This window comes from Pseudomonas sp. ZL2 (assembly GCF_054788455.1).
The window spans coordinates 76,466-93,564 of sequence record NZ_JBGOGX010000051.1 but is presented as its reverse complement, the minus strand read 5'-3'; the positions used below and the strand labels follow the sequence as shown (position 1 = coordinate 93,564).

Here is a 17,099-nt window from a genome sequence, read left to right as displayed (position 1 = left end):
ATCCATCCGTGCAACTTCCTGACCCAGAAGTCAACAAACGGTCCGGTGGCCTGCCATCCCATCCGCCTCACAGAGCCCCCCAGTGCGTGCGCAGGATTGGTTCTGGAAAACAAGAAAAGACTTGAGGAGTACACGCTGTGGAAAGCCGCAAATCCGACGCCCCTACGCTGGATCTTGCCCCACCGCTCGAAACGAGCTGGCTGGAGCGGATTTTCAAACTCAAGCTACATGGCACCACCGTCAAAACCGAGATGATCGCCGGGTTGACCACCTTCATCACCATGGCCTACATCATTTTCGTCAACCCCAACATCATGGCCGATGCCGGCATCGATCACGGCGCGGCGTTCGTCGCCACCTGCATCGCCGCCGCCCTTGGCTGCCTGTTGATGGGCCTGTACGCCAACTGGCCAGTAGGCCTGGCGCCGGGCATGGGGCTCAACGCCTTCTTTACCTACACCGTGGTCGGGACCATGGGCTACACCTGGGAAGCCGCGCTGGGCGCGGTGTTCGTCTCCGGGGTGCTGTTCATGCTGCTGACCTTGTCGCGGGTGCGCGAATGGCTGCTCAACAGCATTCCGGTCAGCCTGCGGCATGCCATGGGTGCCGGCGTCGGATTGTTCCTCGGACTGATCGGTCTTAAAACCGCCGGGATTGTCGTCGACAGCCCGGCGACCCTGATCAAGCTCGGCTCGCTGCATGAGCCTGGCCCGCTGCTGGCGGCCATCTGCTTTTTGATGATCGCGGTGCTCAGCTACCACCGGGTGTTCGGCGCGATCCTGATCAGCATCATCAGCGTCACCCTCGCCGGCTGGGGCCTGGGCCTGGTGGAGTACGGCGGACTGTTCTCGCTGCCGCCGAGCCTGGCGCCGACCTGGATGGCCATGGATGTCGCCGGCGTGTTCAACGTCAGCATGATTGCCGTGGTGTTCGCTTTCCTTTTCGTGCACATGTTCGACACCGCCGGCACCCTGATGGGCGTGGCCCAGCGGGCCAACCTGGTGAATGCCGACGGGCGCATCGAGAACCTGTCGCGAGCGCTTAAAGCCGACAGTGCATCGAGCGTGTTTGGCGCCGTGGTCGGCGTGCCACCGGTGACCAGCTATGTGGAGAGTGCCGCGGGGGTCGCCGCCGGTGGCCGTACCGGGCTTACCGCGGTGGTGGTGGGCCTGTTCTTCATCGCCGCGATGTTCTTCGCCCCGCTGGCCGGGATGATTCCTGCCTATGCCACAGCCGGCGCGCTGATCTACGTGGCGATGCTGATGATGGGCAGCATGGCCCACATCAACTGGGATGAAGCCACCGACAGCATCCCGGCGATTGTCACCGCGATCATGATGCCGCTGACCTTCTCGGTCGCCGACGGCATCGCCCTGGGCTTTATCACCTATGTGGTGCTCAAGGCCGGGACCGGACGCTACAAGGAGATCTCGGCAAGCCTGTGGGTGCTGACGGCGATCTTCATTGCCAAGTTTGTATTCCTGTAAACACAACTGCAGGTAAACAGAGCCTCACCTTCGGGTGGGGCTTTTTGTTGTCGGCTAAACAGTGCTGATGCCTGAGTGGTCCCTGTGGGAGCTGGCTTGCCAGCGATCGACCGCGAAGCGGTCGTAATCCGGGCAACAACTTTGGTGCGAACCGCACTGGCCTCATCGCTGGCAAGCCAGCTCCCACAGGGATAGGCGGGATCTCGAATAACAGGCAAAAAAAAGCCCGCAGTGTGAGCGGGCAAGGACCTACGAAGATTCTTCTAGCGACCAACTAGCTTCCACGATAGGTCGAGTAACTGTACGGCGAGATCAGCAGCGGTACGTGGTAGTGATCCTGCTCGGCACTGATGCCGAAACGCAGCACCACCACATCAAGGAAAGCAGGCTCGGGCAGTTGTACGCCGCGGGCACGGTAGTAATCGCCGGCGCTGAACTGCAGCTGGTAGACACCGCTGCGGTAATCATCGCCTTGCAACAGCGGCGCGTCGCAACGGCCATCGCTGTTGGTCAGGGTAGTGTTCACCAGCTCCAGCTGCTGGCCTTCGACCCGGTACAGCTCGACCTTGATCGAGCTGCCAGGGCAGCCATGAGCGGCATCCAGTACATGCGTGGTCAAACGTCCCATTGCTTGCTCGCCTCTGTTCTATCTGTGGGCAAAAAATACCCGCACGCCAGCGTCAGGAAGCCCGACAACGTGCGGCTGTCGGATTATTAAGACATTTCTCTGCAAAATTGTACACAATAATTCGGTATTCTTTCCTGACATGCCGCTCATCCTCTGTAAATAAGCCATCAGTCGCAAAACCACGCCATTGGCCGACGCGACCGTCATTAGCTGACCGATCAGGCAGGTTTCTTGCAGGGCTCCTTATAGAGGCAGGAGTGGGTAAAAAGGCAAAGAAAAGCGAAAAAACAGGCTTACAAATCGCAAACAAAGTTGTATACAATCATTCCATCGTCGTGGCCGATACCCTACCCGGGTGCCCACGCCCTCCGCATTAACGTACAAGAAGGAAGACTGCAGTGAGCGCTGATTACCCTCGCGACCTGATCGGTTACGGCAACACCCCACCCCATCCGCGCTGGCCGGGGAACGCCCGCATTGCTTTGTCTTTCGTGCTCAATTACGAAGAAGGTGGCGAACGCAACATCCTTCATGGCGATAAAGAGTCCGAAGCCTTCCTCTCGGAAATGGTCTCCGCCCAGCCGCTGCAGGGCGCGCGCAACATGAGCATGGAATCGCTGTACGAGTATGGCAGCCGTGCCGGCGTGTGGCGCCTGCTCAAGCTGTTCAAGGACACCGGTGTACCGCTGACCATCTTCGCCGTGGCCATGGCCGCCCAGCGCCACCCGGACGTGATCCGCGCCATGGTCGAAGCCGGCCACGAGATCTGCAGCCACGGCTACCGCTGGATCGATTACCAATACATGGACGAGGCCCAGGAGCGCGAGCACATGCTCGAAGCCATCCGCATCCTCACCGAACTCACCGGCGAGCGTCCGCTGGGCTGGTACACCGGCCGCACCGGGCCGAACACCCGCCGCCTGGTGATGGAGGAAGGTGGCTTCCTCTACGACAGCGACACCTACGACGACGACCTGCCCTACTGGGAACAGAACAATCCGACCGGCAAGCCGCACCTGGTGATCCCCTACACCCTGGACACCAACGACATGCGCTTCACCCAGGTGCAGGGCTTCAACTGCGGCGAGCAGTTCTTCCAGTACCTCAAGGACGCTTTCGATGTGCTCTACGAAGAAGGCGCCGAGGCACCGAAGATGCTCTCGATCGGCCTGCACTGCCGCCTGATCGGCCGCCCGGCGCGCCTGGCCGCGCTCAAGCGTTTCGTCGAGTACGCCAAGAGCCATGACCAGGTCTGGTTCGCCCGGCGCGTGGACATCGCCCGTCACTGGCATGCCACCCACCCTTTCCAAGCCGAGAAAGCATGATGACCGCATTCAAGACCCTGAAGCCTTCGACCCTGGATCGCGCAGCGTTCGTTGCAGCCTTCGCCGACATCTACGAACACTCGCCGTGGGTCGCCGAAAAGGCCTACGACCTGGGCCAGCTGCAGGAAATCGAGCAGATCGAAGCCCTGCACCAGCGCATGAGCGACATCCTCCTGAGCGCCGACCACGCCGCCCAGCTGGCGCTGATCAACGCGCACCCGGACCTCGCCGGCAAGGCCGCGATCCAGGGTGAACTGACCGAATCGAGCACCCATGAACAAGCCGGCGCCGGTATCCACCAGTGCACCGCCGAAGAGTTCGAGCGCTTCACCGAACTCAACGATGCCTACAAAGAGAAGTTCAAGTTCCCGTTCATCATGGCGGTCAAAGGCAGTAACCGGCACCAGATCCTGGCCGCCTTTGAAAAGCGCATCCACAACTCGGTCGAAGCCGAGTTCAAGGAAGCGCTGGCGCAGATCAACCTGATCGCCCTGTTCCGCCTGCTGCAGCTTTAAGGGCGTCGACCGCCGGGCTGGCCCGAGTGCGCGACGCGAGCGTACCCAGGGCCTGACCGGCGCAACAACGGCCCCCTCCACAACACAGAATAAAGAGAATCCGCATGCGCACTTTAGTGATTGAGCCCCTGAGCAAAGAAGCCTTCGCCCCTTTCGGTGACGTGATCGAAACCGACGGCAGCGACCACTTCATGATCAACAACGGCTCGACCATGCGCTTCCATCGTCTGGCCACGGTCGAAACCGCACAACCCGACGACAAGGCGATCATCAGCATCTTCCGCGCCGACGCGCAGGACATGCCGCTGACCGTCCGCATGCTGGAGCGCCATCCGCAGGGCAGCCAGGCTTTCATTCCGCTGCTCGGCAACCCCTTTCTGATCGTGGTCGCGCCCGTTGGCGATGCACCTGTATCAGGCCTGGTCCGTGCCTTCATCAGTAATGGAAGGCAGGGCATCAATTACCATCGCGGCGTCTGGCACCACCCGGTGCTGACGATCGAAAAGCGGGATGACTTCCTGGTGGTTGATCGCAGTGGCACTGGCAACAACTGCGATGAGCATTTTTTCAATGAGGATGAGCAATTGATCCTCGCCCCCCACCAATAAGAGAAGACCTGAGCGCCCGGCTACAGGGCGCCAGGGTAGAGGTAAAGACTGTGGAAGCACATCTGTTGGAATGGCTGAACCTGAGCGTGCGTTGGGTTCACATGATCACTGGCGTGGCATGGATTGGCGCGTCGTTCTACTTTGTCTGGCTGGAAAACAACCTCAACCGGGCCAACCCGCGCGACGGTCTGTCCGGCGATCTCTGGGCGATTCACGGTGGCGGGATCTACCACCTGGAGAAATACAAGCTGGCTCCGCCAAAAATGCCGGAGAACCTGCACTGGTTCAAATGGGAAGCCTATTTCACCTGGATGTCGGGTATCGCCCTGCTGTGCCTGGTGTTCTACTGGAACCCGACCCTGTACCTGCTGGCCCCCGGCAGCACCCTGAGCGGTGGTGAAGGCATCGCCATCGGTATCGGTTCGCTGATCGCCGGCTGGTTCATCTACGACTTCCTCTGTGACTCGCCGCTGGGCAAACGCCCTGCCCTGCTCGGCCTGGTGCTGTTCGTGCTGGTCATCGCCGCCTGCTACGGCTTCAGCCAGGTGTTCAGCGGCCGTGGCGCGTACCTGCACACCGGCGCGATCATCGGCACCATCATGGTCGGCAACGTGTTCCGCACCATCATGCCGGCCCAGCGTCAGCTGGTCGCCGCCATCGAAGCCAACCAGACGCCCGACCCGGTACTGCCGGCCAAGGGCCTGCTGCGCTCGCGGCACAACAACTACTTCACCCTGCCGGTGCTGTTCATCATGATCAGCAACCACTTCCCGAGCACCTACGGCAGCCAGTACAACTGGTTGATCCTGGCGGGTATCGCGGTGGCTGCGGTGTTGGTGCGTCACTACTTCAACACCCGTCATGACAGCAACAAGTACGCCTGGACCCTGCCGGTCGGTGCCCTGTCGATGATCTGCCTGGCGTACGTCACCGGCCCTGCGCCGATGCCGAGCGCCCCTGAGCAGGCCGCCGCCAAGGTCGAGTACCAGCCGTTGCCGGAAACCGCCCTGGGTGGCAAGACCGCTGCCGAGAAAGCTGCCGAACAGGCTGCCGCTCCAGCACAGCCTGCCGCACCGACCGAGGCGCCAGCCAACGCCACCGCCAAGCTCGACGACGCCGGCTTCGACAAGATCCACAGCGTCATCCAGGAGCGTTGCACCGTGTGCCACTCGGCCAAGCCGACCAGCCCGCTGTTCAGCGCCGCTCCTGCCGGGGTGATGCTCGATACCCCGCAACAGATCCAGCAACAGGCCGCACGCATCCAGGCACAAGCCGTGGCTACGCAGATCATGCCGCTGGGCAACATCACCCAGATGACCCAGCAGGAACGTGAACTGATTGGCGCCTGGGTCGCCAAGGGAGCACCGACCCACTAAGGCAGCCGCAAGCTGCCAGCTGTAAGCGACAAGCAAAAAAAAGCTGCAAGCCAAGCGCGACCTCCTGCTTCTTCTTGAAGCTTGGCGCTTGAAGCTTGCAGCTCCAAGAATAAAAACAAAACCGAGGTGTTGCATGTCCGAGTCACGCAAGGCGTACATCCCTGTTGCGCCCCCACGACAGCCACTGCCCCTGTTCCAACTGTTCCTGGTGGGTCTGCAGCATGTGTTGCTGATGTACGGAGGCGCGATTGCCGTGCCGCTGATCATCGGACAAGCCGCCGGACTTTCTCGTGAAGAAGTCGCTTTCCTGATCAATGCCGACCTGCTGGTCGCTGGTGTCGCCACCATCGTCCAGTCGTTCGGCATTGGCGCAGTCGGCATCCGCATGCCGGTTATGATGGGCGCAAGCTTTGCCGCGGTCGGCAGCATGGTGGCCATGGCCGGCATGCCCGGCGTCGGCCTGCAGGGGATTTTCGGCGCGACCATCGCCGCCGGTTTCTTCGGCATGATCATCGCGCCGTTCATGTCCAAGGTCGTGCGCTTCTTCCCGCCCCTGGTGACCGGCACGGTCATCACCTCGATCGGCCTGTCGCTGTTCCCGGTTGCCGTCAACTGGGCCGGCGGTGGCGCCGATGCCGCGCCCTTCGGCTCCCCCGTCTACCTGATCGTCGCCGGCCTGGTGCTCGCCACCATCCTGCTGATCAACCGCTTCATGCGTGGTTTCTGGGTCAATGTCTCGGTACTGATCGGCATGGGCCTGGGCTACATCATCGCCGGCTCCATCGGCATGGTCGACCTCTCTGGCCTGAGTGAAGCGCCATGGGTACAGGTCGTGACGCCGCTGCATTTCGGCATGCCGACCTTCAGCCTGGCGCCGATCCTGTCGATGTGCCTGGTGGTGGTGATCATCTTCGTCGAGTCCACCGGCATGTTCCTCGCCCTGGGCAAGGTCACCGACCGTGAAGTTACCCCGGGCATGCTGCGCCGCGGCCTGATGTGCGATGCCGGTGCGTCGTTCGTGGCCGGCTTTTTCAACACCTTCACCCACTCCTCGTTCGCCCAGAACATCGGCCTGGTGCAGATGACCGGCGTGCGTTGCCGCTACGTCACCGTGGTCGCCGGCGGCTTCCTGATCCTGCTCAGCCTGCTGCCAAAAGCGGCGTTCCTGATTGCCTCGATTCCGCCTGCGGTACTCGGCGGGGCGTCGATTGCCATGTTCGGCATGGTCGCCGCCACTGGCATCAAGATCCTTCAGGAAGCCGACATCGCCGACCGCCGCAACCAGTTGCTGGTGGCCGTCAGCGTCGGCATGGGCCTGATCCCGGTAGTGCGTCCGGAGTTCTTCGCGCAGATGCCGCAGTGGATGGAACCGATCACCCACAGCGGGATTGCCATGGCCACGGTCAGCGCGTTGATCCTCAACCTGCTGTTCAACATTCTCGGTGGCGCCGAGCGCGCCGCCCACAACGATACCGCCCACCAGCACTGAGCCTTTGGGCGGCGCTTGCCGCCCGGCATCACCCAAGCAATACGCAAGGCCGTCGACCCGTGGGAGCGGGTCGGCCGGGGCGCTTCGCGCCAAAAAAACCGAAAACTAACAATAACAAAGCCGGGAATCACAACATGAAAGGCATCACCACTTCCCTCCTGCTGGGTAGCAGTCTGCTGGCCACCTTGCCAGCCGCCGCAGGGGACTTGCTGCTCTGGCACACCAACAGCCTCACCTACCTCTACGGCAAGGACTTCCAGGTCAACCCTGCAATCCAGCAGACGGTGACCTTCGAACATGCCAACAAGTGGAAGTACGGCGACACCTTCCTGTTCATCGACAAGATCTTCTACAACGGCGGCACCGACCGCAACAAAGGCAACAACACCTACTACGGTGAATTCAGCCCGCGCCTGTCGTTCGGCAAGATCTTCGATCGCAAATTCGAGTTCGGTCCGATCAAGGACGTGTTGCTGGCCATGACCTACGAGTCTGGCGAAGGCGACAACGAGGCCTACCTGATCGGCCCCGGCTTTGACCTGGCGATCCCCGGTTTCAACTACTTCACCCTCAACATCATGCAGCGCAACACCGAAGGCAGCCGCCCCGGTGATCGCGTCTGGCAGATTACCCCGACCTTTTCCTACACCATCCCCGTGGGCAAGTCCGATGTGCTGATCGACGGCTACATGGACTGGGTGGTGGACAACGACCAGAGCCGGCGCGGCACCTACCACGCCAACCTGCAGTTCAACCCACAGGTCAAATACGACCTGGGCAAGGCCCTGAACCTGGGCGCCAAGCAGTTGTACGTGGGTATCGAGTACAGCTACTGGAAAGACAAATACGGTATCGAGAACAGTGGAAAGCTCGACACCAACCAGAGCGTTACCAGCGCCCTGGTTAAGGTTCACTTCTAAAAGCTGACCAAATGCACAGTTTTTGCCTCACCCGCTCCAGGACGGGGCACTTGAGGACCGGCGCGCAAGTCAGTAATCTGCGCGCCCCCTCGATCAGGGCAGGACGGATCCTGCCTGCGTTTGCTGACCGCTCAGTCAATGAATTCGGGCGGTTGGCAGGCGTCACGCCAACCTGAAATACCCATTTTCAACTGTTCAGAAAGACGTCGAGCAGGATTGCTTGCGCCACCCCGGAAGGTTGGCCCAGCTCTTGCCAAACAGCTGTGGCCAATCGAAAAAAACTGACCCAAAAGACAAGTATTTACCCAAAAGGTGCCGCACCAGAGCACCGACACAGAATCAATCAAGGGAGCAACTACGCGATGCGTATTACCAACAGCCTGATCCTCGCCAGCGGCCTGCTGGCGGCCAGCACCGCCGCCAGCGCCGGTGATCTGCTGCAATGGCAGAACAACAGCCTGACCTACCTGTGGGGCAAGAACTTTGCCGTCAACCCGTCGATCCAGCAGACCGTGACCTTCGAGCACGCCGATGCCTGGAAGTACGGCGACAACTTCATCTTCGTCGACAAGATCTTCTACAACGGTGACAAGGACTTCAACAACGGCCCCAACACCTACTACGGCGAAATCAGCCCGCGCCTGTCGTTCGGCAAGATCTTCGACCAGAAGCTGGCCTTCGGCCCGGTCAAGGACGTGCTGCTGGCGATGACCTACGAGTTTGGCGAGGGCGACACCGAGTCCTACCTGATCGGCCCGGGTTTCGACCTGGACATCCCAGGCTTCGACTACTTCCAGCTGAACTTCTACCAGCGCAACACCGAGGGCAGCCGTGCCGGTGACAACGTCTGGCAGATCACCCCGGTCTGGTCCTACACCATTCCTGTGGGCAAGTCCGACATTCTCATCGATGGTTTCATGGACTGGGTCGTCGACAACGATGCCACCAGCCGCCGTGGCACCTACCACGCCAACCTGCACTTCAACCCGCAGGTCAAATATGACCTGGGCAAGGCGCTGAACTGGGGCGAGAAGCAGCTGTATGTCGGTTTCGAATACGACTACTGGAAGAACAAGTACGGCATCAAGGACAGCGATGCCTTCGATACCGATCAGAACACTGCCAGCTTCCTGGTCAAAGCGCACTTCTGATCAAAGAGGCAAAGCCCTTCGGGCTTTGATCGCCGGTAAGGCCGGCTCCCACAGGATCGGTTTAACACCTGCCCCTGTGGGAGCTGGCGTTGCCAGCGATGAGGCCATCAGCCTTTGACTGAACGCCAGAGCTTGCCGATCAGCGCAACCACCGCCAGCACCGCCGCACCCGCGACAATCCCCACCCCGGCATTGAGCAACGTACTGGTCAGCACCCCGCCGCGCCCTGCGCTGAAGGCTTCAATGGCGTGATGCAGCGGCGCCACGCCGTGCACCAGGATCCCGCCACCGACCAGAAACATCGCCGCCGTACCGATCACCGACAGGCTCTTCATCATGTACGGCGCCGCCCGCAGGATGCCGTTGCCGATCGCCTTGGCCGCGCTCGAGGCCTTCTGGGTCAGCCACAGGCCCAGGTCATCGAGCTTGACGATGCCGGCCACCAGGCCATAGACACCGATGGTCATGACAATGGCGATGCCCGAAAGGACGATGATCTGCTGGGTCAGCGGCGCATGGGCGACCGCGCCCAGGGTGATGGCGATGATCTCGGCCGAAAGGATGAAGTCGGTGCGCACCGCGCCCTTGATCTTGCCTTGCTCGAAGGCCACCAGATCGACCGCAGGGTCGGCCACCGCTTCTACTAGTGCCGCATGCTCGGCCTGATCCTCCGCCTTGCTGTGAAGGAACTTGTGCGCGAGCTTCTCGAAACCTTCAAAGCACAGGAACGCACCGCCGACCATCAGCAGCGGCGTCACCGCCCAGGGGATGAAGGCGCTGATCAACAGCGCCGCCGGCACCAGGATCAGCTTGTTGAGGAACGAGCCCTTGGCCACCGCCCAGACCACCGGGATTTCCCGCTCGGCACGCACGCCAGTGACCTGCTGGGCATTGAGCGCCAGGTCATCGCCCAGCACCCCTGCGGTCTTTTTTGCCGCGACCTTGGTCATTACCGAGACATCGTCGAGTACCGTGGCGATATCGTCGATCAATACCAGAAGACTGCTTCCTGCCATGTTTGCCTGATTCCAGCGGGTTGAGAGGGCCACAGTCTAGCTCAAAGTCGCCACCTTGAGCCGCTTGCGAACGCGGTGCTACCATGCGCAACCGCCCTCCCAGGCCCGGTGCCGCCAGCGGCCAGACACGAGGAACAGCGTCAACCATGAGCAGCATTCGCGAGCGCAACAAAGAACTGATCCTGCGCGCGGCCAGTGAAGAGTTTGCCGACAAGGGCTTCGCTGCCACCAAGACCAGCGACATCGCGGCCAAGGCCGGCCTGCCCAAGCCCAACGTCTACTACTACTTCAAGTCCAAGGAAAACCTCTACCGCGAGGTCCTGGAAAGCATCATCGAGCCGATCATGCAGGCATCGACGCCGTTCAATGCCGACGGCGATCCCAAAGAGGTATTGAGCGCCTACATCCGCTCCAAGGTGCGAATCTCCCGCGACCTGCCGTTTGCTTCCAAAGTCTTCGCCAGCGAGATCATGCACGGCGCACCGCACCTGAGCCCGAGCCAGGTCGAGCAGCTCAACGAGCAGGCCCGGTACAACATCGAGTGTATCCAGGCCTGGATCGACCGCGGCCAGATCGCCCCGCTCGACCCGCACCACCTGATGTTCAGCATCTGGGCGGCGACCCAGACCTACGCCGACTTCGACTGGCAGATCTCGGTGGTCACCGGCAAGGCCAAGCTCGATGACAGCGATTATGAGGCGGCGGCGCAGACCATCATCCGCCTGGTGCTCAAGGGGTGTGAGCCGGACGCTTAGGCAAATTTGCCGAGATCCCTGTGGGAGCTGGCTTGCCAGCGATGAGGCCAGCGAGCGCTTTGCGCTCGATCGCTGGCAAGCCAGCTCCCACAGGTTCCGCGATAGGCCTTAAGCCGCTACCCCCGCATCCGCCGTCAACCCCGCCTCCTCGATCGCACTGATCGCGCATTGCTCGTCGATATCCGAGGTATCGCCACTGATGCCGATCGCCCCCAGCACCACGCCCTGCTGATTACGAATCAGCACCCCGCCCGGCGCCGGCACCACCGGGCTCTGGCCCAGGCCGTTGAGCGCGGCGAAGAACGCCGGGCGCTGCTGCGCATCCAGCGCCAGCAGGCGCGAGCCCTTGCCCAGGGCAATTGCACCCCAGGCCTTGCCCATCGCTACTTGCGGTCGTAGCAGGCTGGCGCCGTCTTCACGTTGCAGGGCCAGCAGATGCCCGCCGTTATCCAGCACCGCCACGGTCAACGGCGCGGAGGAGATCTTGCGCCCGGCAACCAGCGCAGCGTTCACCAGGCTGACAGCGACTTTCAAGGTCAAAGCGTTCATGGAAAGGTCCTCTTGTTGTTAGAAGCCCGAGGGCAGGTGTAAAAATCAATAGAACAAATAGAACACAATGGCGAATATTTTTGTATACAATAATTTCGACGCGATGAACCAATTCTGACGAAATGCCATTTTTAAAGGCTTCCCGACGAAAGCGCCGATCGCCGATGAAAATGGATTGACCAGAGTCGCCTGGCGTGAATACACTCTGGTGAAAAGCCATTTGTATACAATTACAAAATCAAAGAGGCACAAAACCATGAGCAAAATGAGAGCAATTGATGCAGCCGTTCTGGTGATGCGCCGCGAAGGTGTGGAAACCGCGTTTGGCATTCCGGGTGCAGCCATCAACCCCCTGTACTCGGCCCTGAAGAAAGTCGGCGGTATCGATCACGTCCTCGCTCGTCACGTTGAAGGCGCCTCGCACATGGCCGAGGGTTACACCCGCACCAAGGCCGGCAACATCGGCGTGTGCATCGGCACCTCCGGCCCTGCCGGCACCGACATGGTCACCGGCCTGTACAGTGCCTCGGCCGACTCCATCCCGATTCTGTGCATCACAGGGCAAGCGCCGCGTGCCCGCATGCACAAGGAAGATTTCCAGGCCGTCGACATCACCAGCATCGTCAAGCCGGTGACCAAGTGGGCGACCACCGTGCTGGAACCCGGCCAGGTGCCGTATGCGTTCCAGAAGGCGTTCTATGAAATGCGCTCCGGCCGTCCAGGCCCGGTGCTGATCGACCTGCCGTTCGACGTGCAGATGGCCGAGATCGAATTCGACATCGACGCCTACCAGCCGCTGCCGGTGCAAAAGCCTGCGGCCAACCGCGTCCAGGTCGAGAAAGCCCTGGCCATGCTCGATACTGCCGAGCGTCCATTGCTGGTCGCCGGTGGCGGCATCATCAACGCCGATGCCTGCGACAAGCTGGTGGAGTTCGCCGAGTTGACCGGTATCCCGGTGATCCCGACTCTGATGGGCTGGGGCATCATCCCCGACGATCACCCGCTGATGGTGGGCATGGTCGGCCTGCAGACTTCGCACCGCTACGGCAACGCCACCATGCTCAAGTCCGACGTGGTGCTGGGTATCGGCAACCGTTGGGCCAACCGTCACACTGGCTCCGTTGACGTTTACACCGAAGGCCGTCGCTTCATTCACGTCGACATCGAGCCGACCCAGATTGGCCGGGTATTCACCCCGGATCTGGGTATCGTTTCCGACGCTGGCGCCGCCCTGGACGTGTTCCTCGAAGTGGCCCGCGAGTGGAAAGCCGCCGGCAAGCTCAAGGACCGCAGCGCCTGGCTGGAAGATTGCCAACAGCGCAAATCGAGCCTGCAACGCAAGACCCATTTCGACAACGTGCCGGTCAAGCCACAGCGCGTTTACCAGGAAATGAACCAGGTCTTCGGCAAGGACACCTGCTATGTCAGCACCATCGGTCTGTCGCAGATCGCCGGCGCGCAGTTCCTTCACGTCTACAAGCCGCGTCATTGGATCAACTGCGGCCAGGCCGGCCCGCTGGGCTGGACCATCCCTGCCGCCCTCGGCGTGGTCAAGGCTGATCCGACCCGCAAGGTCGTGGCGCTGTCGGGCGACTATGACTTCCAGTTCATGATCGAAGAACTGGCAGTGGGCGCGCAGTTCAACCTGCCGTACATCCACGTGCTGGTGAACAACTCCTACCTGGGGCTGATCCGCCAGGCTCAGCGCGGCTTCGAGATGGATTACTGTGTGCAGCTGGCGTTCGAGAACGTCAACGCGCCGGAGCTCAACGGTTATGGCGTCGATCACGTCGCGGTGGTCGAAGGCCTGGGCTGCAAGGCTCTGCGCGTGACCGAGCCTGGCGAGATCGCCCCGGCCCTGCTCAAGGCGCAGAAACTGGCCGAAGAGTTCCGGGTACCGGTGGTGGTCGAGGTTATCCTCGAGCGCGTGACCAACATTTCCATGGGCACCGAGATCAACGCGGTCAACGAATTCGAAGACCTGGCGCTGGTCGGCAACGACGCGCCAACCGCGATTTCCCTGCTCGACTGATCGCTGCGAAGGCCCTGCTGCCGGGTGCACAGGGCCCCTTTTTGCAAGGAGACAACCATGCCACGTTTCGCCGCCAACCTGTCCATGCTGTTCACCGAGCAGGACTTCCTCGCCCGTTTCAAGGCTGCTGCCGACGCTGGTTTCAGCGGTGTCGAGTACCTGTTCCCGTACGACTTCAGCTCGGCTGAAATCAAGCAGCAGCTCGATGCCCACGGCCTGACCCAGGTGCTGTTCAACCTGCCGGCCGGCGACTGGGCCAAGGGTGACCGCGGGATCGCCTGCGACCCGGCCCGAGTCGAGGAATTCCGTGCCGGTGTCGATCTGGCCATCGCCTATGCCCAGGTGCTGGGCAACACCCAGGTCAACTGCCTGGCCGGCATCCGCCCACAAGGCCCGGACTGCGCCACGGTGCGCAAGACCTTCGTCGACAACCTCAAGTTTGCCGCCGACAAGCTGCAGGCGGCCGGGATCAAGCTGGTCATGGAAATGATCAACACCCGCGACATCCCCGGCTTCTACCTGAACACCACCAAGCAGGCGCTGGACATCCAGGCGGAAGTGGCCAGCAGCAACCTGTACCTGCAATACGACATCTACCACATGCAGATCATGGAGGGCGACCTGGCCCGCACCGTGGAAAGCAACCTGGCCAAGATCAACCACATCCAGCTGGCCGACAACCCGGGCCGCAATGAGCCGGGTACTGGCGAGATCAACTATCGCTTCCTCTTCGAACACCTGGACCGCATCGGTTACCAGGGCTGGGTGGGCTGTGAATACAAGCCGCTGACCACCACCGAAGCGGGCCTTGGCTGGCTGAAGAGCCACAACGCGATCTGACGCACTGACGGGCCTCGACCATCCCTGTGGGAGCTGGCTTGCCAGCGATGAGGCCCTCACAGCTACACCGCATTGTTCCCATCGCTGGCAAGCCAGCTCCCACAGGGGCCCGGCCCGCCAGCCGAGATTGAATAATTACAAGAGGCATTTCTCATGGCTAAAATCGGATTTATCGGCACCGGCATCATGGGCCGTCCAATGGCGCAGAACCTGCAAAAAGCCGGTCACAGCCTGTTCATCTCCACCCACCACGATGCCGCGCCTGCCGACCTGGTCGCCGCTGGCGCCGTGGCCCTGGCCAACCCGAAAGAAGTGGCCCAGGAAGCTGAATTCATCATCGTCATGGTCCCCGATACCCCGCAGGTTGAAGCGGTGCTGTTCGGCGACAACGGCGTGGCCCAGGGCGTTGGCCCGAACAAGGTGGTGATCGACATGAGCTCGATCTCGCCGACCGCCACCAAAGCCTTCGCCGAGAAGATCAAAGCCACCGGCGCCACCTACCTCGACGCGCCGGTTTCCGGTGGCGAAGTCGGTGCCAAGGCCGCGACCCTGAGCATCATGGTCGGCGGTTGCCCGAACGCTTTCGAACGCGCCCTGCCGCTGTTCCAGGTCATGGGCAAGAACATCACCCGCGTCGGCGGCAGCGGCGACGGCCAGACCGCCAAGGTCGCCAACCAGATCATCGTTGCCCTGAACATCCAGGCCGTGGCCGAAGCCCTGCTGTTCGCCGCCAAGAACGGTGCAGACCCGGCCAAGGTGCGTGAAGCACTGATGGGCGGCTTCGCCTCCTCGAAGATCCTCGAAGTGCACGGCGAGCGCATGATCAAGGGCACCTTCGATCCGGGCTTCCGCATCAGCCTGCACCAGAAGGACCTGAACCTGGCCCTGCAAGGCGCCAAGGAGCTGAACATCAACCTGCCCAACACCGCCAACGCCCAGCAAGTGTTCAGCACCTGCGCCGCGATCGGCGGCGCCAACTGGGACCACTCGGCATTGATCAAGGGCTTGGAACACATGGCCAACTTCTCGATCCGCGACGACAAATAAGACCCCGGGCAACACCGCCCCTGGGTCAGCCTGCACGGAGGCGGGCCCAGGGGCGTTTTTGATTCCGAAGAACAATAAGATTGGAGCCTGCCATGTCGGTCGATCCGCAACACTTTCTGCGCGAGCTGTTCGCCACGGCCATCGATGCCGCGCATCCCCGCCAGGTCCTTGAAGCCCACCTGCCCAGCGACCTCAGCGGTCGCGTTATCGTCATCGGCGCCGGCAAGGCCGCTGCGGCCATGGCCGAAGTCGTCGAACGCGCCTGGAAGGGCCCGGTCTCCGGCCTGGTGGTCACCCGCTACGGCCACGGCGCCAGCTGCTCGAAAATCGAAGTGGTCGAAGCCGCCCACCCGGTCCCGGACGCCGCCGGCCTGGCCGTGGCCAAACGGGTGCTGGAAATGGTCAGCAACCTCACGGCTGACGACCGGGTGATCTTCCTGCTCTCCGGTGGCGGTTCGGCGCTGCTGGCGCTGCCTGCCGAAGGCCTGACCCTGGCCGACAAGCAACAGATCAACAAGGCCCTGCTCAAATCCGGCGCGACCATCGGCGAGATGAACTGCGTGCGCAAGCACCTCTCGGCGATCAAGGGCGGGCGCCTGGCCAAGGCCTGCTGGCCGGCCACCGTCTACACCTATGCGATTTCCGATGTACCGGGGGATCTGGCCACGGTGATCGCCTCCGGCCCGACCGTGGCCGACCCGAGCACTTCGGCCGAGGCCCTGGCGATCCTCAAGCGCTACAACATCGAAGCGCCCGCGGCGGTTACCGCCTGGCTGAACAACCCGGCTTCCGAGACCGTCAAGGCCGATGACCCGGCCCTGGCCCGCAGCCACTTCCAGCTCATCGCCCGGCCCCAGCAGTCGCTCGAAGCGGCGGCGGTCAAAGCCCGCCAGGCCGGTTTCAGCCCGCTGATCCTCGGCGACCTGGAAGGCGAATCACGCGAGGTGGCCAAGGTCCATGCCGGCATCGCCCGGCAGATCGTCCAGCACGGCCAACCGCTGTCGCCGCCTTGCGTGATCCTCTCCGGTGGCGAGACCACCGTGACCGTGCGCGGCAATGGCCGTGGCGGGCGCAATGCCGAATTCCTGCTGAGCCTGACCGAAAGCCTCAAGGGCCTGCCCGGGGTCTATGCCCTGGCCGGTGACACCGACGGCATCGACGGCTCCGAAGACAACGCCGGCGCGCTGATGACCCCGGACAGCTACGCCCGCGCCGCGGCCCTGGGCCTGTCGGCCAGCGATGAACTGGACAACAACAACGGCTACGGCTACTTCGCCGCGCTCGATGCACTGATCGTCACCGAGCCGACGCGGACCAACGTCAACGATTTTCGCGCCATCCTGATCCTCGAGAGTGCCTGA

16 protein-coding genes are annotated in these 17,099 nt (G+C 62.0%); 13 read left to right on the top strand and 3 right to left on the bottom strand.

Translation table 11 applies throughout. The features are described 5' to 3' along the window. Positions 1–137: 137 nt before the first annotated feature. Positions 138–1,487 carry an NCS2 family permease gene (locus tag ABM562_RS23815; protein WP_038996292.1) on the top strand — a complete coding sequence of 450 codons (1,350 nt, stop codon included), beginning with the start codon at positions 138–140 and terminating at the stop codon, positions 1,485–1,487. A 274-nt stretch (positions 1,488–1,761) separates the two neighbouring features. Here the strand turns inward: ABM562_RS23815 and uraH are convergent, their stop codons facing one another. Beyond that, complete coding sequence (gene uraH, locus ABM562_RS23810; protein ID WP_010225132.1) at positions 1,762–2,115, bottom strand: hydroxyisourate hydrolase; 354 nt, start codon at positions 2,113–2,115, stop codon at positions 1,762–1,764. Between the two features lie 398 nt (positions 2,116–2,513). Between uraH and puuE the strand changes: the two genes are divergently transcribed. The 7 genes from puuE to ABM562_RS23775 all read left to right on the top strand — a co-directional run bounded on the left by puuE (position 2,514) and on the right by ABM562_RS23775 (position 9,499). Further along, positions 2,514–3,440 carry an allantoinase PuuE gene (gene puuE, locus ABM562_RS23805; protein ID WP_115088003.1) on the top strand — a complete coding sequence of 309 codons (927 nt, stop codon included), beginning with the start codon at positions 2,514–2,516 and terminating at the stop codon, positions 3,438–3,440. Next, positions 3,440–3,955 carry a 2-oxo-4-hydroxy-4-carboxy-5-ureidoimidazoline decarboxylase gene (gene uraD, locus ABM562_RS23800; protein WP_115088004.1) on the top strand — a complete coding sequence of 172 codons (516 nt, stop codon included), beginning with the start codon at positions 3,440–3,442 and terminating at the stop codon, positions 3,953–3,955. The genes puuE and uraD overlap by 1 nt, the downstream gene beginning before the upstream one ends. 104 nt (positions 3,956–4,059) lie before the next feature. Then, positions 4,060–4,563, top strand: a complete 504-nt coding sequence (locus ABM562_RS23795; protein ID WP_045200421.1) for an ureidoglycolate lyase — start codon at positions 4,060–4,062, stop codon at positions 4,561–4,563. Between the two features lie 50 nt (positions 4,564–4,613). Next, a complete protein-coding gene (locus tag ABM562_RS23790; RefSeq protein ID WP_115088005.1) occupies positions 4,614–5,939 on the top strand; it encodes a urate hydroxylase PuuD in 1,326 nt (441 codons plus the stop codon). Positions 5,940–6,072: 133 nt separating this feature from the next. Continuing rightward, positions 6,073–7,428 (top strand): nucleobase:cation symporter-2 family protein, encoded by a 1,356-nt coding sequence (locus tag ABM562_RS23785; RefSeq protein ID WP_115088006.1) that lies wholly within the window; start codon positions 6,073–6,075, stop codon positions 7,426–7,428. A gap of 134 nt (positions 7,429–7,562) precedes the next feature. Next, on the top strand, positions 7,563–8,348 hold the full coding sequence (locus ABM562_RS23780; RefSeq protein WP_115088007.1) for an outer membrane protein OmpK: 786 nt from the start codon (positions 7,563–7,565) through the stop codon (positions 8,346–8,348). Positions 8,349–8,710: 362 nt separating this feature from the next. Continuing rightward, entirely contained in the window at positions 8,711–9,499 is a 789-nt protein-coding gene (locus tag ABM562_RS23775) for an outer membrane protein OmpK (RefSeq protein ID WP_115088008.1), read from the top strand. Between the two features lie 107 nt (positions 9,500–9,606). On the opposite strand, the gene ABM562_RS23770 is transcribed toward ABM562_RS23775, so the two are convergent. After that, the gene (locus ABM562_RS23770) at positions 9,607–10,515 is read right to left on the bottom strand and encodes a DUF808 domain-containing protein (protein WP_460423534.1); all 909 of its coding nucleotides are present in this window, start codon (positions 10,513–10,515) and stop codon (positions 9,607–9,609) included. A gap of 146 nt (positions 10,516–10,661) precedes the next feature. Here ABM562_RS23770 and ABM562_RS23765 point away from each other — a divergent pair, with 146 nt between their 5' ends. Then, on the top strand, positions 10,662–11,270 hold the full coding sequence (locus tag ABM562_RS23765; RefSeq protein WP_460423532.1) for a TetR/AcrR family transcriptional regulator: 609 nt from the start codon (positions 10,662–10,664) through the stop codon (positions 11,268–11,270). Positions 11,271–11,378: 108 nt separating this feature from the next. Here ABM562_RS23765 and ABM562_RS23760 read toward each other — a convergent pair whose 3' ends face one another. After that, entirely contained in the window at positions 11,379–11,819 is a 441-nt protein-coding gene (locus tag ABM562_RS23760) for a GlcG/HbpS family heme-binding protein (protein WP_010225106.1), read from the bottom strand. 256 nt (positions 11,820–12,075) lie between these two features. On the opposite strand from ABM562_RS23760, the gene gcl reads away from it, so the two are divergent. The 4 genes from gcl to ABM562_RS23740 all read left to right on the top strand — a co-directional run bounded on the left by gcl (position 12,076) and on the right by ABM562_RS23740 (position 17,099). Next, positions 12,076–13,851, top strand: a complete 1,776-nt coding sequence (gene gcl / locus ABM562_RS23755) for a glyoxylate carboligase (RefSeq protein ID WP_115088013.1) — start codon at positions 12,076–12,078, stop codon at positions 13,849–13,851. A 57-nt stretch (positions 13,852–13,908) separates the two neighbouring features. Continuing rightward, the gene (gene hyi / locus ABM562_RS23750) at positions 13,909–14,691 is read left to right on the top strand and encodes a hydroxypyruvate isomerase (protein WP_115088014.1); all 783 of its coding nucleotides are present in this window, start codon (positions 13,909–13,911) and stop codon (positions 14,689–14,691) included. A 153-nt stretch (positions 14,692–14,844) separates the two neighbouring features. Beyond that, positions 14,845–15,738 carry a 2-hydroxy-3-oxopropionate reductase gene (locus tag ABM562_RS23745; protein ID WP_134063541.1) on the top strand — a complete coding sequence of 298 codons (894 nt, stop codon included), beginning with the start codon at positions 14,845–14,847 and terminating at the stop codon, positions 15,736–15,738. A gap of 92 nt (positions 15,739–15,830) precedes the next feature. Further along, positions 15,831–17,099 carry a glycerate kinase type-2 family protein gene (locus tag ABM562_RS23740; RefSeq protein ID WP_460423529.1) on the top strand — a complete coding sequence of 423 codons (1,269 nt, stop codon included), beginning with the start codon at positions 15,831–15,833 and terminating at the stop codon, positions 17,097–17,099.

Coding starts and splice junctions, on each gene's coding strand:
- ABM562_RS23760 (WP_010225106.1), bottom strand. CDS start 11,819: ATGAACGCTTTGACCTTGAAAGTCGCTGTCAGCCTGGTGAACGCTGCG.
- ABM562_RS23765 (WP_460423532.1), top strand. CDS start 10,662: ATGAGCAGCATTCGCGAGCGCAACAAAGAACTGATCCTGCGCGCGGCC.
- ABM562_RS23775 (WP_115088008.1), top strand. CDS start 8,711: ATGCGTATTACCAACAGCCTGATCCTCGCCAGCGGCCTGCTGGCGGCC.
- ABM562_RS23785 (WP_115088006.1), top strand. CDS start 6,073: ATGTCCGAGTCACGCAAGGCGTACATCCCTGTTGCGCCCCCACGACAG.
- uraD (WP_115088004.1), top strand. CDS start 3,440: ATGACCGCATTCAAGACCCTGAAGCCTTCGACCCTGGATCGCGCAGCG.
- ABM562_RS23745 (WP_134063541.1), top strand. CDS start 14,845: ATGGCTAAAATCGGATTTATCGGCACCGGCATCATGGGCCGTCCAATG.
- hyi (WP_115088014.1), top strand. CDS start 13,909: ATGCCACGTTTCGCCGCCAACCTGTCCATGCTGTTCACCGAGCAGGAC.
- ABM562_RS23780 (WP_115088007.1), top strand. CDS start 7,563: ATGAAAGGCATCACCACTTCCCTCCTGCTGGGTAGCAGTCTGCTGGCC.
- gcl (WP_115088013.1), top strand. CDS start 12,076: ATGAGCAAAATGAGAGCAATTGATGCAGCCGTTCTGGTGATGCGCCGC.
- ABM562_RS23740 (WP_460423529.1), top strand. CDS start 15,831: ATGTCGGTCGATCCGCAACACTTTCTGCGCGAGCTGTTCGCCACGGCC.
- uraH (WP_010225132.1), bottom strand. CDS start 2,115: ATGGGACGTTTGACCACGCATGTACTGGATGCCGCTCATGGCTGCCCT.
- ABM562_RS23770 (WP_460423534.1), bottom strand. CDS start 10,515: ATGGCAGGAAGCAGTCTTCTGGTATTGATCGACGATATCGCCACGGTA.
- ABM562_RS23795 (WP_045200421.1), top strand. CDS start 4,060: ATGCGCACTTTAGTGATTGAGCCCCTGAGCAAAGAAGCCTTCGCCCCT.